At 70.5% G+C, this 16894-nt stretch carries 15 protein-coding genes; 5 read left to right on the forward strand and 10 right to left on the reverse strand.

Going from position 1 to position 16894, the window contains the following annotated elements; all coding sequences use genetic code 11:
* Nucleotides 1-3: 3 nt before the first annotated feature.
* The gene (locus tag ABN611_RS33105) at nt 4-1404 is read right to left on the reverse strand and encodes an extracellular solute-binding protein (protein ID WP_350276213.1); all 1401 of its coding nucleotides are present in this window, start codon (nt 1402-1404) and stop codon (nt 4-6) included.
* A gap of 155 nt (nt 1405-1559) precedes the next feature.
* On the opposite strand from ABN611_RS33105, the gene ABN611_RS33110 reads away from it, so the two are divergent.
* Complete coding sequence (locus tag ABN611_RS33110; RefSeq protein WP_350276214.1) at nt 1560-2036, forward strand: GNAT family N-acetyltransferase; 477 nt, start codon at nt 1560-1562, stop codon at nt 2034-2036.
* Here the strand turns inward: ABN611_RS33110 and ABN611_RS33115 are convergent.
* A complete protein-coding gene (locus ABN611_RS33115; protein ID WP_350276215.1) occupies nt 2033-3088 on the reverse strand; it encodes a DUF4185 domain-containing protein in 1056 nt (351 codons plus the stop codon). The genes ABN611_RS33110 and ABN611_RS33115 overlap by 4 nt on opposite strands.
* A 174-nt stretch (nt 3089-3262) precedes the next feature.
* On the opposite strand from ABN611_RS33115, the gene ABN611_RS33120 reads away from it, so the two are divergent.
* Nucleotides 3263-4006, forward strand: a complete 744-nt coding sequence (locus ABN611_RS33120) for an SDR family NAD(P)-dependent oxidoreductase (protein ID WP_350276216.1) — start codon at nt 3263-3265, stop codon at nt 4004-4006.
* A gap of 1 nt (nt 4007) precedes the next feature.
* Here ABN611_RS33120 and ABN611_RS33125 read toward each other — a convergent pair whose 3' ends face one another.
* The gene (locus ABN611_RS33125; protein ID WP_350276217.1) at nt 4008-4841 is read right to left on the reverse strand and encodes a sulfurtransferase; all 834 of its coding nucleotides are present in this window, start codon (nt 4839-4841) and stop codon (nt 4008-4010) included.
* Nucleotides 4838-5491, reverse strand: coding sequence for a thymidine kinase (locus tag ABN611_RS33130; protein WP_350276218.1), 654 nt, complete (start codon nt 5489-5491; stop codon nt 4838-4840). Before ABN611_RS33130 ends, ABN611_RS33125 begins: the two co-directional genes overlap by 4 nt.
* A 97-nt stretch (nt 5492-5588) precedes the next feature.
* Here ABN611_RS33130 and ABN611_RS33135 point away from each other — a divergent pair, with 97 nt between their 5' ends.
* Nucleotides 5589-7232 (forward strand): S8 family serine peptidase, encoded by a 1644-nt coding sequence (locus ABN611_RS33135; RefSeq protein WP_350276219.1) that lies wholly within the window; start codon nt 5589-5591, stop codon nt 7230-7232.
* Here the strand turns inward: ABN611_RS33135 and ABN611_RS33140 are convergent.
* From ABN611_RS33140 to ABN611_RS33160, 5 genes are all read right to left on the reverse strand, one after another.
* Nucleotides 7229-8353 (reverse strand): nucleotide pyrophosphatase/phosphodiesterase family protein, encoded by a 1125-nt coding sequence (locus ABN611_RS33140; RefSeq protein ID WP_350276220.1) that lies wholly within the window; start codon nt 8351-8353, stop codon nt 7229-7231. The genes ABN611_RS33135 and ABN611_RS33140 overlap by 4 nt on opposite strands.
* 4 nt (nt 8354-8357) lie before the next feature.
* Nucleotides 8358-8969 carry a DUF5998 family protein gene (locus ABN611_RS33145; protein WP_350276221.1) on the reverse strand — a complete coding sequence of 204 codons (612 nt, stop codon included), beginning with the start codon at nt 8967-8969 and terminating at the stop codon, nt 8358-8360.
* A 68-nt stretch (nt 8970-9037) separates the two neighbouring features.
* Nucleotides 9038-10681 carry an FtsX-like permease family protein gene (locus ABN611_RS33150; RefSeq protein WP_350281718.1) on the reverse strand — a complete coding sequence of 548 codons (1644 nt, stop codon included), beginning with the start codon at nt 10679-10681 and terminating at the stop codon, nt 9038-9040.
* A gap of 5 nt (nt 10682-10686) precedes the next feature.
* A complete protein-coding gene (locus ABN611_RS33155; RefSeq protein ID WP_350276222.1) occupies nt 10687-11394 on the reverse strand; it encodes an ABC transporter ATP-binding protein in 708 nt (235 codons plus the stop codon).
* Between the two features lie 95 nt (nt 11395-11489).
* The gene (locus tag ABN611_RS33160) at nt 11490-12542 is read right to left on the reverse strand and encodes a P1 family peptidase (RefSeq protein ID WP_350276223.1); all 1053 of its coding nucleotides are present in this window, start codon (nt 12540-12542) and stop codon (nt 11490-11492) included.
* Nucleotides 12543-12597: 55 nt separating this feature from the next.
* On the opposite strand from ABN611_RS33160, the gene ABN611_RS33165 reads away from it, so the two are divergent.
* The gene (locus tag ABN611_RS33165; RefSeq protein ID WP_350276224.1) at nt 12598-13110 is read left to right on the forward strand and encodes a DUF2087 domain-containing protein; all 513 of its coding nucleotides are present in this window, start codon (nt 12598-12600) and stop codon (nt 13108-13110) included.
* Here the strand turns inward: ABN611_RS33165 and ABN611_RS33170 are convergent.
* Nucleotides 13103-15799, reverse strand: a complete 2697-nt coding sequence (locus tag ABN611_RS33170; RefSeq protein WP_350276225.1) for a GNAT family N-acetyltransferase — start codon at nt 15797-15799, stop codon at nt 13103-13105. The genes ABN611_RS33165 and ABN611_RS33170 overlap by 8 nt on opposite strands.
* A 41-nt stretch (nt 15800-15840) precedes the next feature.
* Between ABN611_RS33170 and ABN611_RS33175 the strand changes: the two genes are divergently transcribed.
* Nucleotides 15841-16887 (forward strand): SLC13 family permease, encoded by a 1047-nt coding sequence (locus ABN611_RS33175; RefSeq protein ID WP_350276226.1) that lies wholly within the window; start codon nt 15841-15843, stop codon nt 16885-16887.
* The last annotated feature ends 7 nt before the right edge of the window (nt 16888-16894 follow it).

Genomic DNA, 16894 nt, shown 5'->3' on the forward strand with positions numbered 1-16894 from the left:
TGACTACCGCGCCAGGCGGGCGTCGACCTTCGAGGCGGCGTCGCTCAGCAGCTTGTCGATGTCCGCGTCCTTCTTCGTGAGCACCTGCTGGACCACCGGGTCGAGCAGCGAGTAGACCTCCTGGCCCTTGTTCGGCGGCTCCGGCAGCAGCTTCAGCGCCTTGGTCGAGTCGACGTACCCCTGGAACTGCTTGACCGGAACGTTCACATACGGCTCGCGCCACTTGTTGTACCGGTCGTAGGTCTCCTGACTCAGCGGCGTGATGCCGGGCCGGCCGACGAAGCCCTTGTCCGCGATCGTGGTCTTCGCGTCCTGCACCGCGAGCGCCTCGGTCGTGTACTTGTCGAACTGGTCGAACTTGATCCACTTCAGCGCCGCGACGACCTCGTTCTTGGTCGCCTTCGGGCTGATCATCTTCAGCGAGCCACCGGTCAGCGTGCCGTGCGGACCGCCGTCCTGCGGGAGCGCGCCGTGCCCGTAGTCGGCGGGCTTCATACCGAAGTTCTTCACGCTCATGTCGTAGGCGTCGGGCGCCTGCAGGACCATGCCGATCTTGCCGGCGGCGAAGTCCTGGCGGATCTCCTCCTGGTTGTAGAGGAAGTTGCTGCCCATCGAGTTGTCGGTCCAGCGCATGTCCTTGAGCAGCTGCAGCGCCTTCTTGGTCGGCGCGTCGTTGAACGTACTCTTCTTCCCGTCCTGGCTCTCGACGCTGCCACCCATGCTGTACGTCATCGTGGTCAGCATCCAGCCGCCGGTGTTGTTCGTCGTCAGCTGCGCGTAGCCCGCCTTACCGGTCTTCTCCGCGATCTGCTTCGCGTACTGCCGTACTTCGTCCCAGCTCGTCGGCGGCTTGTCCGGGTCCAGGCCGGCCTGCTTGAACAGCGCCCGGTTGTACGCCAGGCCGACCGAGAACACGTCGATCGGTACGCCGTAGATCCGGCCGTCGGCGTCCTGGACGATCTTCAGCACGTCCGGGTTCAGGTCCTTGGTCAGGTCGACCAGCTTCAGCTCGTCGGTGATGTCCGGCAGCTGCTTGTTCGGAATCATGTTGGCCGGCTCGGTGAAGCTGATGTTCATCACGGTCGGCAGCGTGCCGCCGGCCACCTGCGCCTGGAAGGTCTGCGCCTCCCACTTGGTCTCGGTCGACTTCACCGTGATGTTCGGGTGCGTCGCCGTGAAGTCCTTGATCTTCTGCTCGAACGCCTTGATGTCGTTCGGCTTGTCGGGCGTCGGGCGGTCGCCGATCGTGATCGTCACCGGCGCGTTCTCGTCGATCGCCCCACCGGCCCCGCCGCCACCGCCGGACTCCGGCGTGGTCGCCTGCGCGCAGCCGGCCGCCGCGAGCATCAGCCCGGCGATCCCCAGGGCCGCCCCGCGGCGCCCCCACCTGCTCACTCTCGTCATCGGAACTCCTCAGGTTTCCGGACGCCGCCGATGTGCTCTGAGCCACACACCGGTCAGGTCCCGAGTAAGTTAAACCAAGCGTGTTACTAACTCAAGACCTTGGTCGGCAGTAATCCGGTGGAGGTTCGTGACGGCCGGGCGCGAAGATGGGCGGCATGTTCCTGCGCCCGGCGACCGCCGACGACCTGCCGTCCCTGACCGCGATGCTGCTCGAGGCCTGCAACTGGGACGGCACCCCGTGGTACGACGAGGCGAAGGCACGCGCCGACGACCACGCGTGGCGCTACCTCGACGGCTGGCCGCAATCCACGGACTTCGGGGTGGTCGCGGAGCTCGACGGCTCCCCCGCCGGCGCCACCTGGGCCCGCCTGCTCACCGCGGACCGGCCCGGCTACGGGTACGTCGCGGACGACGTACCCGAGCTCACCCTGGGCGTCGCGCCCGGTTTCCGCCGCCGCGGCGTCGCCCGGGCAGTGCTCGACGAGATCATCAAGCAGGCGCGGACGGCGTCGTACAGCCGGCTCTCGCTCAGCGTCGACCCGGACAACCCGGCCCGGAAGCTCTACGAATCACTCGGCTTCCGGAAGACCGGCGTCGTCGGTACGTCGGACACGATGGTGCTGGATCTCTAGCCGAAGCCGCGGACGCGGAACTGCATGACCCGGTACGGCCAGCCGTTGTCGGTGTTCCACTGGCTGACCGACAGGTGCAGGTCCGACAGCGTCGAGCCGGGAATGACGTAGCCGCCGTACAGCTGGGCCACGTGGTTGTCGTTCTCCGAACCCCAGGCGCCGCCGTAGATCAGGGTCTGGCGGTACGCCGTGTACAGGTTGGACGTCGGGGTGTCCATGATCATGCCGTCGATGCGGTAGTCGCCGGCGTTGAACCAGGTCAGGACCCACTTGCCGCCGAGCGGACGCAGACTCATCTCGCCGAAGCTGCCGGTCAGGATCGGCGTCGCGGGATTGCCCCACGCCCAGACCCCGTCGCGGTACCCCCACGGCTGGTACGCCGCCGGGTTCGCGATCTGCTCCTGGCGGACGCGCTTCAGGATGATCGGCTTGTTGCGCTGGAAGCCGGTCGAGTAGACGTACACGTACCCGTCGTTCCCGAGACCCCAGGTCAGCAGCTGGAACATGCCGCCGTCGATGTTCGGGTCGAACTTCGCGCCGGTGTGGTACCAGCTCGCGCCGGAGTTGTCCGAGCGCCAGATCTCCGTCCAGACGACGTTCCCGAGGCCTTTGTTCACCATCGCGTGCAGGTACATCGACCCGCCGATCGTGATCACGTCGGACGGCAGCACGGTCGAGAACGTCGGGTTGTCGTGCGGGTAGTCCCACAACTGCTGCGCCGCGGCTCCCCCGACGGCGCCCGACCAGGTCACGCCGCCGGCCAGGTTCGTGGTCGTCGACCACAGCGCGACCGGCGAGCGCCACCAGCCGCCGCCGACGTACGGCTCCTCGAAGGTGTCGCCGAACATGAACAGCAGCCGTCCGTCCGGCGTGCGGGCGGGGATCCCGAGGTCGGTCGCGGCCATCCGGAACCGGTCGGTCAGTCCGGGGCCGGTCAGATCGGCCACCTTGTTGGTCAGCACTGCCTGACTCCTCGCCTGGGCGCGGCCCGGCAGGGCGGCCAGCACACCGGCGCCGACCGCGGCACGCAGGAACGTGGATCGCTTCATCATCTGTGACTCCCGGCATCAAGAGGGGCGGACGTTGATGGGAAATCGATTTCTGACTCACCATCCCGCACCTGCGCCGGGAAGTCAATGCGTGGCGCGCGTCACTCTGAGCGACTGTCACACGGCAGGCCGGCGCGGCATCTGATGCCCGAACGGTTGTCTCGACAGGAGGTAGTGATGACGGACGCGGCACAGACCACGGTGCTGATCACCGGGGCGAACAAGGGGCTCGGTCACGAGGCCGCCCGGCGGCTCGGCCTGCTGGGCTGGAAGGTCTTCCTGGGCTCCCGGGACGCGGAGCGCGGCCGGGTCGCCGCGGAGAAGCTGGTTGCCGACGGCATCGACGTGGTCATGGTCCAGCTGGACGTCACGTCCGACGAGTCGGTGGCGGCCGCGCTGGACGTCGTACGCCGGCACACGGATCGGCTCGACGTCCTGATCAACAACGCGGGGGCGCCCGGGCACATCGTCCATCCCAAGGACGCGACGGTCGAGGAGCTGCACCCGGTGTTCGACGCCAACGTCTACGGCATCGTGCGGGTCACGCACGCGTTCCTGCCGTTGCTGGAGGCGGCGGAGAACCCGCGGGTGGTGAACGTGACCAGCGCGGGTGGCGCGTTCAGCGTGGTGCTCGATCCGGCGCAGCCGACCTCGAAGATGCACGAGCTGGCCTACAGCACGTCCAAGGCGGCCGCCAACATGGTGACCGTCCGTTACGCGCAGGCGCTGCCGGGGATCAAGTTCAACGCCGTGACGCCGGGCGAGACCGAGAAGAAGACCTTCGCGGCCACGGACATGAACAACCACATGGGTCAGCTGACCGTGACCGAAGGCACCGACTCGATCGTCCGGCTGGCGACGATCGGACCGGACGGACCGACCGGGACCTTCGAGGACCGCGAAGGCCCGATCGGCTGGTGACTCAGTCCTTGCCTGTGTCCTTGCCCGTGGCGACCGGGCGGCTCGGGTCGGTGATCCACTCTGACCAGCTGCCGATGTACACGGTCGCGGGCAGGCCGGCGGACTCCAGGGCGAGGGCCTCGTGGGCGGCGGTGACGCCGGAGCCGCAGTAGACCGCCACCTCGGCGTCACCGGTGACGCCGAGGCCGGCGAACCGCGTCCGGAGCTCGGCGGCCGGGAGGAAGCGCCCGGTGTCGTCGACGTTCGCCGTGGTCGGAGCGTTGATTGCGCCCGGGATGTGACCGGCTACCGGATCCATCGGCTCCACCTCCCCCGCGAACCGCTCCGGAGCCCGGGCATCCAGCAGGACGCCCTTCTCGGCCACTGCCGCGGCTCCGTCGGCATCCAGCACCGGCAGGTGTCCCGGGGCGGCGGTGAACCCGCGAGTGCCGGCCGGCGGGACCTCGGTCGTCAGCAGTTGGCCGGCGGCCTGCCACGCCGCCAGGCCGCCGTCGAGGACGCGGACGTCGGTGAGGCCGAAGTACCGGAAGATCCAGCGCGCCCGGGCGGCGGCCATCGAGTTCGCGGCGTCGTAGACGACGACCGGGGTGTCCGCCGCGGTCACGCCGAGACGCTCGAAGGTCGCCGTCACAGTGGTTGCGTCCGGCAACGGGTGGCGTCCGGGTCCGGGCGGGCCGGCGAGCTCGGTGTCCAGGTCGACGAAGTACGCGCCGGGCAGGTGTCCGGCGTCGTACGCCTCCTTGCCGGGCGGACCGGCCAGGTTCCAGGTGACGTCCACCAGCACGGGCGCGGGATCCAGCGCACGCAGTTCGTCGACGGTGATCAACGGGCTCATGAAGCGGCTCCTCCAAAGGGCAGGACCTCGGGTGACAGCGTGGCGCGGGCGCGGGCCTGGGTGAGGCGGCGGCGGTGGTGCCGGCGGCAGAGCACCTCGTACGCGACCTCGTGGTCGTGCGTCTGGATGTCGCCCACCACCAGCTGCTCTCCCTCGGTCACCATCTCCCCACCGATCGTACGGGCGTTGTGCGTGGCGCGTTCACCGCACCAGCACAGCGCCTCGACCTGGAGCAGCTCCATCCGGTCCGCGAGCTCGACCAGGCGCGCCGAGCCCGGGAACAGCGTCGCCCGGAAGTCGGTGAGGATCCCGAAGCAGAACACGTCGATCTGCAGCTCGTCGACCAGCCGCGCGAGCTGCTCGATCTGCAGCGGGCTGTAGAACTGCGCCTCGTCGCAGACCACGTAGTCGATCCGCCCGCCGCGGGTCAGCTCGCCCACCACGTAGTCCCAGAAGTCGAACTCCTCGCGGACCTCGACCGCCTCCGCGGCCAGGCCGAGCCGCGACGACAGGACCGACTCCCCCGCGCGGTCGTGGCTGGTGAAGATGCGGCCGAGCCGGCCGCGGGCCTTGTGGTTGTGATCCATCTGGAGCGCCAAGGTCGACTTGCCGCAGTCCATGGTCCCGGTGAAGTACAGCAGCTCAGCCACGGGCGAACATCCTGCCAAGTCAGCGGCCGGGTGTGCACGCCGGGGTGTGTCGGAGCGGTGGCTTGGGTTCTGAGCCTCCGTTCAGTTTGAATGGAATGTGCGCAAACCCCTGCTCCTCGTCCTCGCGGCCTGTCTGCTGGCCGTCACCAACACGTTTCCGGCCGCCGCGGCGCCGGAGCGGTCCGAGGCCGGGCTGCGGGCGTACTTCGTGATCACCGCGCCGGGCCGGACCGGCCAGGTGACCGGCGCGGTCGCCCAGAACGGGGGCACGGTCTATGCGGCGTACGACGCCATCGGTGTCCTCGTGGCGCACTCGACCGCGGCCGACTTCGCCGCGAAGATGCGCGGCGTGGACGGCGTCCAGCAGGCCGGCGCGACCAGGACGTCGGACCTTCCGGCAGCGGTCGCGAACCCGGCGATCCCGCCGGCGGTGCCGGAGGTCGGGACCACCCAGCCGGAGACCGACCGGTCCGACATGACGCTGATCGGCGCGGACCGGGCCTGGGCGAAGAACCCCGGCTCGAAGAACATCACGGTCGGCGTCCTCGACACCGGCGTCGACGACCTGCACCCGGACCTGAAGGCGAACTTCGACGCGACCAGGTCGGCGTCCTGCGCGTACGGCAAGGTCGACACCCGGCCCGGCGCGTGGCGTCCGGTCGGTGAGCACGGCACGCACGTCGCGGGCACGGTCGCCGGTGTGAAGAACGGCGTCGGCATGATCGGCGTCGCGCCCGGCGTGAAGGTGTCGTCGATCCGGGTCGCCGAGGCCGGCAGCGAGCTGTTCTTCCCGGAGAACACGGTGTGCGCGTTCATGTTCGCCGCCGACAAGGGCGTCTCGGTGACGAACAACAGCTACTACACCGATCCGTGGCTGTTCAACTGCCCGAGCGAGCCGGACCAGGCCGCGATCCTCGAAGCCGTCCGCCGGGCCGTCGCGTACTCGGACAGCAAGGGCGTGGTGAACGTCGCCGCGGCCGGCAACGAGAACTACGACCTCGCGAACAAGACCGACGACGAGACCAGCCCGGACGACTCGACCGCCACCAGCCGCACCGTGACCAACGACTGCCTCAGCCTCCCGACCGAACTGCCGAACGTCGTGGTCGTCGCCTCGGTCGACCCGCGCAGCGCGAAGTCGCCGTTCTCGAACTTCGGGGAGAACAAGATCAACCTCGCCGCGCCGGGCCAGGCCGTCTACTCGACGGTCCCGGGCGGTGGCTACAAGATTCTCGAGGGTACGTCGATGGCGTCGCCGCACGTCGCCGGTGTCGCGGCGCTGCTCCGCAGTGTCGACCCGAAGCTGTCGACGGCCGACGTGCGCGCCCGGCTCGCGCAGCAGGCCAACGATCTCCCCTGCCCGCCCGGCGCGTCCGGCGAGTGCACGGGATCGGCAGACAAGAACTCGTACTACGGCGAGGGCATGGTGGACGCGGCCGAGGCCGTCGGCGCGGCGGCCGCGCAGCCGCAGGGCGCGATTTCGATCACCGAGCCGTCCGAGCAGATCGGTGTCGGCGGAATCCCGGCGGTGCCGCTGCTGATGAAGGGCACTGGCGGCACGGGCGACATCAGCTACTCGGCCGTCGGGCTGCCGCCCGGGCTGCGCATCGACACGGCGCGCGGCTGGATCACCGGTGTCCTGACTCCCGGCGCGGGCCGGTACAAGGTGACCGTGACGGCCCGCGACGGCGAGGCGAAGACCGCGCGGACGAGCTTCTTCTGGAACGTCTGGAGCTTCTAGCCCGCGTCGACGAGCAGCGGGATCTCCATCTCGTCGCGGGTCAGCGACCCGTGCAGGCCGATCAGGCCGGCCTCCTGCGGGTGCTGCCGGCCGGCGACGAGCGCGACCGGACCGAGGGAGGCAACGATGACATCGCCCAGCCGCGGCGACACCCGGTCCTCGACAGCCGCGCCGAACCAGCCCTGCGCGACGGCCTCGGCCCGGGTCAGCACCAGCGCCTTGTCACCCAGCCGCTCCCGATAGACGGCCAGTACGTCGGCCTCGGCGCCGGGAACGCAGTACAGGTGCCGGAACCGGGACTCGCCGCCGATCAGCCGGAGCCCCGCGGTCAGCGCCGGCTCGGCGTCCAGGTCGACGCGGTGCTCGGGGGCGATGTCGATCATGCCGTGGTCGGCGACGACGAGCAGTACGGCGTCGCGCGGCAGCGCCGCCCGGACTCGCTGGGCGAACATGTCGGCCGCGGTCAGTTCCTTCTGCCACTGCCACGAGTCGCAGCCCTGCTGGTGACCGATGTAGTCGAGCTGCGAGTCGTACACGTAGACCAGTGACGACTGGCCTTCCCGGCTGGCGAACCGGGTCGCGTCGAGCCGCTCCTCGATGGTGTCGGCGCCGCGGTGCTTGCTGCCGCGGAAGGCGGCCGCTGTCAGCCCCGAGGTGTCGAAGCGGCTCTTGCTCACGTTGCGCGTGGCAACACCCGCCGCGGCGACCCGGTCGAACACGGTCCCGTGCGGTTGCCAGCGGCGCGGATCGACCGGGGCGTCCCAGGCCAGCGCGTTCAGCAGCGCGCCGGACTCCGGCACGATCGACGTGTAGCCGACGATGCCGTGCGCGCCCGGCGGCAGGCCGGTCCCGAGGCTCGTCAGGCTGACCGCGGTCGTCGACGGCACGCCCGCGGTGAGACTGCGGCCGGTCGGCATCAGCGAGGACAGGTACGGCGCGGCGTCGGCGTACCGCTGCAGCAGGTTCCACCCGAGGCCGTCGAGCAGCAGGACGGCGTACCGGCGTGCCGGCGGCAGGCCGAGGACGTCGGTCTCCCCCGGCACCGACAACGCACCGGCCACCGACGGCAGCACGTCGGCGAGTGCTCCACCGCCGTACTGCGGGGAAACCGGGACGATCACGGCACTACCTGCTGGTCGCGAACGAGAGCGCCTTGGCGAACTCGAGCACCTGCTGGATCCCGGCCGGGCCGTCGGCGGCGGCGCTGATCCGCAACGAGATGTCGTCGGCGGCGACCGAGCCCGTGTAGCCGTGGTCGGCCTCGCAGTTCGGGTCCGCGCAGACGGCGGGCTCGAGGTCGATCCGGTTCACCATGCCCCAGCCGATGGTCAGCACCACCTCGCCACCGCCGGCGACCGCCGGGTCGGCCTTGCCGGAGGCGTAGCCCGCCGGGTTCGGGACGACGCGGTTCACGACCACGGCGTTCACCCGGTGCAGCGGGATGGCCTCGGTGGAGGTCGACGCGTACGGCGCGCGGATCAGCTCGTCGGCCGCGTGCTCGTCGGTGTGGCCGACGATCAGCCGGGTCGGCGTGAGCGCGAGGATCGTGATGTGCCGCCGGACCTCGTCCCGGTCGAACGTCGGCTCGTGCTGCAGCACGTAGGCCCGGATCGGCTCACCGGCGATCGCCACGTCGAGCGAGTCCGACACCACGTCGGGGTAGTAACCGCACCGATCGATCGCCTCGCGGAGGTCCGCCGACGCGTCCGCGAGCTCCGGTGCATTCAGATCACGCATGCCCTCATCCTTGCACGACCGTGCCCCGGACCGTTTCACCCTTCGACCCAGGCTGTGGACAACCGCGATCAGTTCGCACTTGCCTTCCGCAGCACCGGGGCGCCGGCCGCGCCCGCGACCGTGACCAGGACGAGTCCGGCGACGACCTGTCCGAGGAGCAGGAGTACGCCGGAACTGCCCTCGGTGATGACCTTGCCGCCGCTCAGCGCCAGTCCGCACAGGGCGCCGAAGCCGACCACCGGCAACCCGACCCCGACCACCGGTACGACGGCCGCCACGCGAGCCGATCGTTCGATCACCGACAGCGGGACACCGGAGCGCCGCAGCGCACGCGCCGGCGCCGCCTGGTCGAGCGCCGTACCCACTGCACCGGCCGCAGTGGAGGCGGCAACGGTGAGGAACACCAGTGAGAGCAGCAGCGCGACTCCGATCCGCATGTCGTTGAAGCTCGGGTCGTCCTCGCCCGAGGGCATGAAGACCGAGATGAACCCGGTGACGAAGCCGGACAGCACCAACGCCGCGACCGGGCGGAAGGCGCCCTTGGGATCGTCCACGAGCCGACGACCCGCCAGCAACGCCACAGGTCCGTTGGCCGCGTTGGCCATGAGCTTGCCGACCACCTGCACGGCCCACGGTCCGATGATGCGTACCGCGAGCGCGGCGAAACCGACGCCGATCAGCAGCGGGAGGATGGCCGCCCGCATGCCGTAGTACGCCAGGATCACCGGGCCCACGACCAGCAGCCCGATGCGCACCACACTGACGCCCTTGCGGGTCTGGCCGCGTACGACGCCCAGTGGGGTGATGCTGACGCGGCCGAGGCCGATGAGTGCGCTGATGACGGACAGGACGGGTACGGCGACCAGTACGACGAGGACCGTCCACCACTGGACGGTGATGTCGCTGACGTACCAGCGGCCGCCGCCTAGTGGGATCTGGGCGATCAGTGGGCTCAGAACTGTGTAGGCGAGGAGGCCGACGACTGCGCCGGCCAGGGCGAGGACTGCTTGTTCTACTGCGCTCAGCCACAGGACCTGGGTCCGGGTGGCCCCTGCTAGGCGCAGGGCGGCGAGCCGGTGTTCGCGGCGCCTGGCTGCTACGCCGGCGGCTTGTCCGACGAGGCTGAGGATCGGGAACAAGACCAGGGTGATGCCGAAGGCAACTGCTATCAGCAGGCCGAGCATGCGACTGTCCCACAGGTCCTCGTTCCAGCTGTTGACGTACTGCGGATTCTCGTCGGCAGGAATGGTCGCGAGACCGCGGACGATGACGAACTCCTCCGGTGAGGACAAGCCCTTGTCGCTGATCACCCCGGTCGGCTTCTCGAGGCCGCCGTACTGCTGGCTGATGCCGGCCCAGTGCTTGGCGACCGCCGGCGAGACGAAGACCTCGCCGGGCTTCGGGGCGCGGTCGAGGCCGGGTGGCGGCGGCAGCTCGTTGGGCTTCAAGGTGGCCAGCTCGACGACCGTCATCTGATGGCCGTCGACGCGGTGCCGGTCCTCCCCGTTGAGCATGCCGATCGCGGTCGCCGGGTCCGCCTTGGCGGCACCGCGCCAGCCGATCCGCTCGGACCGGTGCGAGATCCCCAGAGACCCTGCGATCAGGAACGTGACCAGCAGCGCCACCACCGCCGTCGCCCCGAACGCGGCCAGGTTCGCGGCCCGCCCGCCCGGGCCCGGCCGCCGGACGAACCGCAATCCGAGATCCGTCATCGGATTCACGACCGCACCTCCCAGGAAGCCGGTGCGCCGTCGCTGACCCGGCCGTCGACGATGTGGAGGGTCCGGTGGCAGCGGGCTGCTACCGCGTTGTCGTGGGTCACGACGACTACTGCGGCGCCGCGGTAGGTGGCGGCTCCGACCAGGAGTTCGATGACCTGGGAGCCGGTGGCGGCGTCCAGGGCTCCGGTCGGCTCGTCGGCGAACACCACCTGTGGCTCGCCGACCAAGGCGCGCGCGATAGCCACCCGCTGCGCCTGGCCGCCGGACAGCTCACCGGGACGGCGCCCGACCTCGGCTGCCAGGCCGACCTGGGCGAGCGTCGTACGGGCCCGGCCGATCGCCTCCCGCCGGCTGACACCGTCGACCATCAGCGGCAGAGCGACGTTCTCGTCCGCGGGCAGCTCGGCGAGCAGCTGGTTGTCCTGGAACACGAAGCCGAGCCGGCGCCGCCGCAGGACCGTCCGCGCCGCGTCGTTCAGCTGGTCGACCCGCTCACCGCCCAGCCACACCTCGCCCTGGTCCGGCGTGAGGATGCCGGCGAGCACGTGCAGCAGGGTGGTCTTGCCGTTGCCGCTCGGGCCCATCACCGCGAGCGCCTCACCCGACCGCACGGCGACGTCCACGCCGGCCAGGCCGACCACGCTGCCGTAGTACTTGACGAGACCGTGGCCGCTGAGCACGATCTGCTGACTCTGGAAGTTCATACCCGGAGCCTTTCGCGATCACCGCTCGCGATCGTCCGACCGCGGACCGGTCTTCCGGCCGTCTTCCGGTGGCTTTCGGCGGTCCGGCGTACGACTCAGGTCGTAGAGAACGCTGACGGGAAGGTGTCGCGGTAGCTCGGGATCGGCCCGGCCGGCGTCTGCACCGACTCGGCGTTGAGCATCCCGTGCACGATCGCCCGGCACAGCGTCCGCGCCCCGGCGGCGTACACGGTCTCCAGCTGCGCCAGCGCGGCCGGATCGGTCACGCTCAACCGTGGGCCCTGCGCGGCGGGACCGGTCGACAGCGCGAAGATGCTGTCGCCGTCGACGAGGGTGTGGATCGGGTCGACCGCCCGCGCTAGTCCGTCGTGCGCGACCATCGCCATCCGCTGCGCCGCGGCCTTGTCGAGCGGTACGTCGGTGGCGACGATCGCGATCACGGTGTTCATCGGGGGTCCGGGGATCACGTTCCGCCCGGGCGCGGCGGGTGGCGGCGGCTCGACCGGCGTCCGCAGCTGCGCGAACTCGTCGCCGAGCCCGTACCGCGCGCCGTACAGGTTGCCGTCGGCGTCGATCGCGGAACCGGCCGCGTTGACGATCACCAGCGCGCCGACGGTCGTGCCGTCGTCGAGCCGGACGCTCGCCGAGCCGACCCCGCCTTTCAGCGACCGCGCGCGGGCACCGGCGCCCGCACCGTGGTTGCCGAGGGCAACCGGTCCGTCGGTGGCGGCGGCGATCGCGTCCGCTCCCCACGAGGGCTCCGGCCGCGCCGTGAAGTCACCGCCGCGGGCCAGGTCGAAGATCACCGCGGCCGGGACGATCGGCACCACGTCGTACTCGCCCTGACCGACCCGGACGCCCTCGCCGCGCTCCTCCAGCCAGCGCATCACGCTGCCGGCCGTGTCGAGCCCGAACGCGCTGCCGCCGGTCAGCACGATCGCGTTCACGGCGCCGTTCGAGTTCACCGGCGAGAGCAGGTCCGTTTCCCGGGTACCGGGCGCACCGCCCCGGACGTCGACGCCGGCGACCGCGGTCCCGGGGACGTGGACGACCGTCGTACCGGTCAGGTACGGCGCGTCGAGGCGCTCGACCTGACCGACGCGGACGCCGGGGACATCAGTGATCGCGTTGTGCGGACCGGGCTGCATGCGTCCGATCCTCGCACGCCGAAATCCGGTTGCGGCGCGGGTTAGCGTGAAAGCCATGAACGCCGATCAACTCTGTGGTCTGCTGGCCGAACCGTCGAGGTTGCGGACGTACTCCGCGATCGTCCTCGGCGCCGCCACCCCGGAACAGGTTGCCGGGAGCACCGGGCTCGCCGCGCCGGTGGTGGCGAAGGCGCTGCAACGGCTGACCAAGGGCGGACTGATCGAGGCGAGCCGGGACGGGTTCAGCGCGGATCCCGGGGTGTTCAAGGACGTCGTCCGGGAGAGCCGGCCGGAGTGGGTGCCGCTGGACCCGGATCCGGCGCGCGACAACGTGCTGCGGTCGTTCATCCGGGACGGGCGGCTGACGCACTTCCCGACGTTCCCGGACAAGTACCAGGTCGTGCTGGAGTACATCGTGCAGGCCTTCGAGGTGGGTCGCAGCTATCCGGAGACCGAGGTCAACGAGCTCCTCAACCGGTTCCACCCCGACCACGCGGCGCTGCGCCGCGGCCTGGTGGACGCGCGCCTGCTGACCCGCGAGAACAGCGTCTACACGCGGACTACGTGAGGCGGCGCGCCGGCGTGTCCTGACGGGGCTTCTCGTTCGGCGCGATCCGGATCCGCGTGTCGAGGACGGTGGCGCCCTCGGCGGACACCAGGACCGAGCGGAGGTCGAGCCGGACGACCTCCTCCAGGTCCAGCGTCAGCCGGGACACGCGGTGCAGCAGGTCCTCGATCGCGGAGATGTCGACGGGGTCGGAGCCGCGGTAGCCGTACAGCAACGGCGCGGCCTTGACCTCGCGGACCATCTCGGCGGCGTCGCGGGTGGTGAGCGGCGGCATCCGGTACGAGCGGTCGCCGAGCAGGTCCGTGGCGACACCGGACAGGCCGAACGTCACGACCGGACCGAACGACACGTCCTCGATGGCCGAGATCACCACCGGTACGCCGGGCGGCGCCATCTTCTGCACGACGAACTGCGCACGGCCCGGGTCCGACGCGACGCCGAAGGTCCGGGTCATCTCCGCCCAGGCCGCCCGCATGTCGTCCTCGTCGTGGATGTGCCGCCAGATGTCGGCCAGGTCCGGGCGCATCCGCCACTGCTCCGCGGTCGCCTTCAGGATCACCTCGAACCCGAGGTCCGCCGCCCGCGCCACCGCCTCGTCGGCGCTCAGCACCGGGAACGCCGGCAGCACCGAGATCCCGTAGAAGCTCAGCAGGCGCTGCCGGTCGGCGTCGTCCAGATCCGCACCGGTCGGGTGCCGCTGCAGGAACTCGGCGACGAAGTCCTCTCCCCCGGCGGTGTCGATCTCCGGCAGGTCCGGGATCCGGCTGTCCGAGCGGCGCCGCCACTCGGCGTACTGCGTGGCCTTCGCCAGCGCGCCCACGGCGTACTGCGGGTTGAGGAACGACGGGATCGAGCCGCGGGCCGCGCCGCCGTCCTCGTCGGGGACCCGGAGCTCCTCCGGGACGCTCCGCGAGGCCAGGAACGTCGACACCACCGGCTTGTCGGAGCCGGCTGCCGCCGCGGCGAGCACCTGCGCGACCTCGCCGCCGTTCGACTGCACGGGCGGCGTGTAGATCACCACGACCGAGTGCACCGAGTCGTCGGCGAACACCTCGGACAGCGCGAGCCCGAAGTCCGACGCGGTCGCGTCGGCACTCAGGTTCCGCGGCTCCCCCGCGACGTCCAGGCCGCAGCCCGCCATCGTGTCGAGCGCGAGCAGGGTCAGCGCGTCGGAGTTCGACACGATCGCGACCCGGCGGCCCTTCGGCAGCGGCTGGTGCGCGAGCAGCTGCGCGACGTCGAACAGCTCGCCGGTCGTGTCCACGCCGATCAGCCCGCTCTGCCGGAACATCGACTCGATGGTTGCGGCGGGCAACTGACTGCGGCGGACCAGCTGGCCGACCGGCACGCCCTGCGTGGCGCGCCCGGACTTCAGCGCGACCACCGGCTTGCGGCCGGCGAGCCGCCGGGAGACCCGGCTGAACTTGCGCGGGTTGCCGAGCGACTCGAGGTACAGCAGCACGACCTCGGTCGCCTCGTCGGAGTACCAGTACTGCATCAGGTCGTTGCCGGAGACGTCGGCGCGGTTGCCGGCCGAGACGAAGCTCGACAGCCCGAGACCACGACCGGCCATGTCGGCCAGGATCGGCACGCCGAGCGCGCCGGACTGGCAGAAGAACGCGACCCGGCCCTTGCTCGGCATCAGCGGCGACAGCGTCGCGTTGAGGGACACCCCGGCCGCGGTGTTGATCAGTCCGAGCGCGTTCGGCCCGATCACGCGCATCCCGTACGAGCGCGCGAGGCCGACCAGGTACCGCTGCCGCTTCCGTCCCTCGTCGCCGATCTCCGCGAACCCGCTGGAGACCACGACCAGCCCGCGCACGCCCTTGGCGGCACAGTCCAGAACAACGTCGGCGACCATCTCGGCCTTGACCGCGACCACCGCGAGATCCACGGTGCCCTCGACCTCGCGGATCGTCGGGTACGCCGGTACGCCCTCGATCTCGTCGGCTTTCGTGTCGGTGTTGACGGCGTACAACCGGCCCGGGAAACCGCCGTCGCGGAGGTTGCGCAGCAGCGCGTTGCCGATCGTTCCCTCGCGCCGGCTCGCGCCGATCACCGCCACCGAGGACGGCGTCAGCAGCCGCGCGATCGACAGCGCCTCCGAGCGCTGCTCGCGGGCCTGCATCACCCCGAACGACGTGTCGGTCGGCGCGATGTCGAACTCGACCATGATCACGCCGTCCTCGAACTCCCGGGCGACCTTGTACCCGGCCTCGGTGAAGACCGTGATCATCTTCCGGTTGTCCGGCAGCACCTCGGCGACGAACCGGTGGATGCCGTTCTCCCGCGCCGCCTGGGCCAGGTGCTCGAGCAGCAGCTGGCCGAGACCGCGGCCCTGGTGTGCGTCCTCGATCAGGAACGCGACCTCCGCCGTCCGGCGGCCGGTGCCCTCGTAGCGGCCGACACCGATCATCTCGTCACCGACCGTGACGATCAGCGCGAGCCGCTGGTGGTAGTCGACCTGGGTGAACCTCGCCACGTCGCGGTCGGACAGCTGCGGGTACGGCGCGAAGAAGCGGTAGTACTTCGACTGCTCGGACACGCGCGCGTAGAACGCCACCAGCAGGTCGTCGTCGTCCGGCGTGATCGGGCGCAGGTGCGCGGTCGCGCCGTCGCGCAGGACGACGTCGGCCTCGTACTCCGCCGGATAGCCGTCCGGCAGCTCCTGGTCATACTGGTCCGGCACCTAGACAGGGTAATCGAACAGCCACGGCGGAGGTCGGGAATTTGGTCGAGCGGATCGCGCCGGTCCTGGTGTTCCTGATCGCGGTGACGGTGATCGCCGAGCTCGCCGACCGGGCCAAGGTGTTCGACGTCGCGGCCCGCGAGGCGGCGCACCTCGCACGCGGGCGGGTGTGGCGGTTGTGGCTGCTCGTGGTCGCACTCGCCACCGGGCTCACGATCGTGCTGTCGCTGGACACCTGCGCCGTGCTCCTGACGCCGGTGGTCCTCTCGATGGCCCGCCAGCTGGACATCCCGCCGAAGCTGTTCGCCTTCACCACCGTCTGGCTGGCCGGTACGGCGTCCCTGCTGCTGCCCGTGTCCAACCTCACGAACCTGCTGGCGCTGCACCCGTTCCGCCAGTTGGACGTCAGCTATCTGTCCGTCAGTTGGCGGCCGGCGCTCGCCGCGATCGTCATCACCGTCGCCGTGCTGGCCGCGCTGTTCCACCGCGACCTGCCACGGCGCTACATCGTGCCGCCGACACCGGCGGTCGACGACAAGGTGTTGTTCTGGGGTTCGGCGGCCGTTTGCCTGCTGCTCGGACCGGCGTTCGTGTCCGGCGTCGAGGTGGCGTGGCCGGCGAGCATCGGGGCTCTCTCGCTGGTCGTGCTGTTCGCGGTCCGGCGCCGCGAGGTGCTCAAGTGGTCGCTGATCCCGGTCAAGCTGGTCGCGACCGTCGTGGTCCTGTTCACGGTGGTCGGGTTCCTGAGCTCGCACGGGCTCGAGGACCTGCTGCGATGGGTGGCCGGCACAACCTCCGAGCTGCGGTTGAGCGCGACCGCCGCGCTGGGTGCCAACCTCTTCGACAACCTTCCGGCGTACCTCGCGATGGAACCCGTTGCCTCCGACAGCCCGCACCGGATGCTCGCGCTGCTCATCGGCGTCAACTGCGGCTGTCTGCTCACCCTGTGGGGCTCACTGGCGACGCTGCTCTGGAGAGCGCGCTGCGACGCCGCCCGGGTGGACATCTCCTGGTGGTCGTTCCTGTGGCGCGGCCTGATCCTGACGCCACTCGTGGTGACCGGCGCTGTTCTCGCGCTGAATGGGTAATGTGCGC

The sequence above is a fragment of the Kribbella sp. HUAS MG21 genome (genome assembly GCF_040254265.1).
Taxonomy (GTDB): domain Bacteria; phylum Actinomycetota; class Actinomycetes; order Propionibacteriales; family Kribbellaceae; genus Kribbella.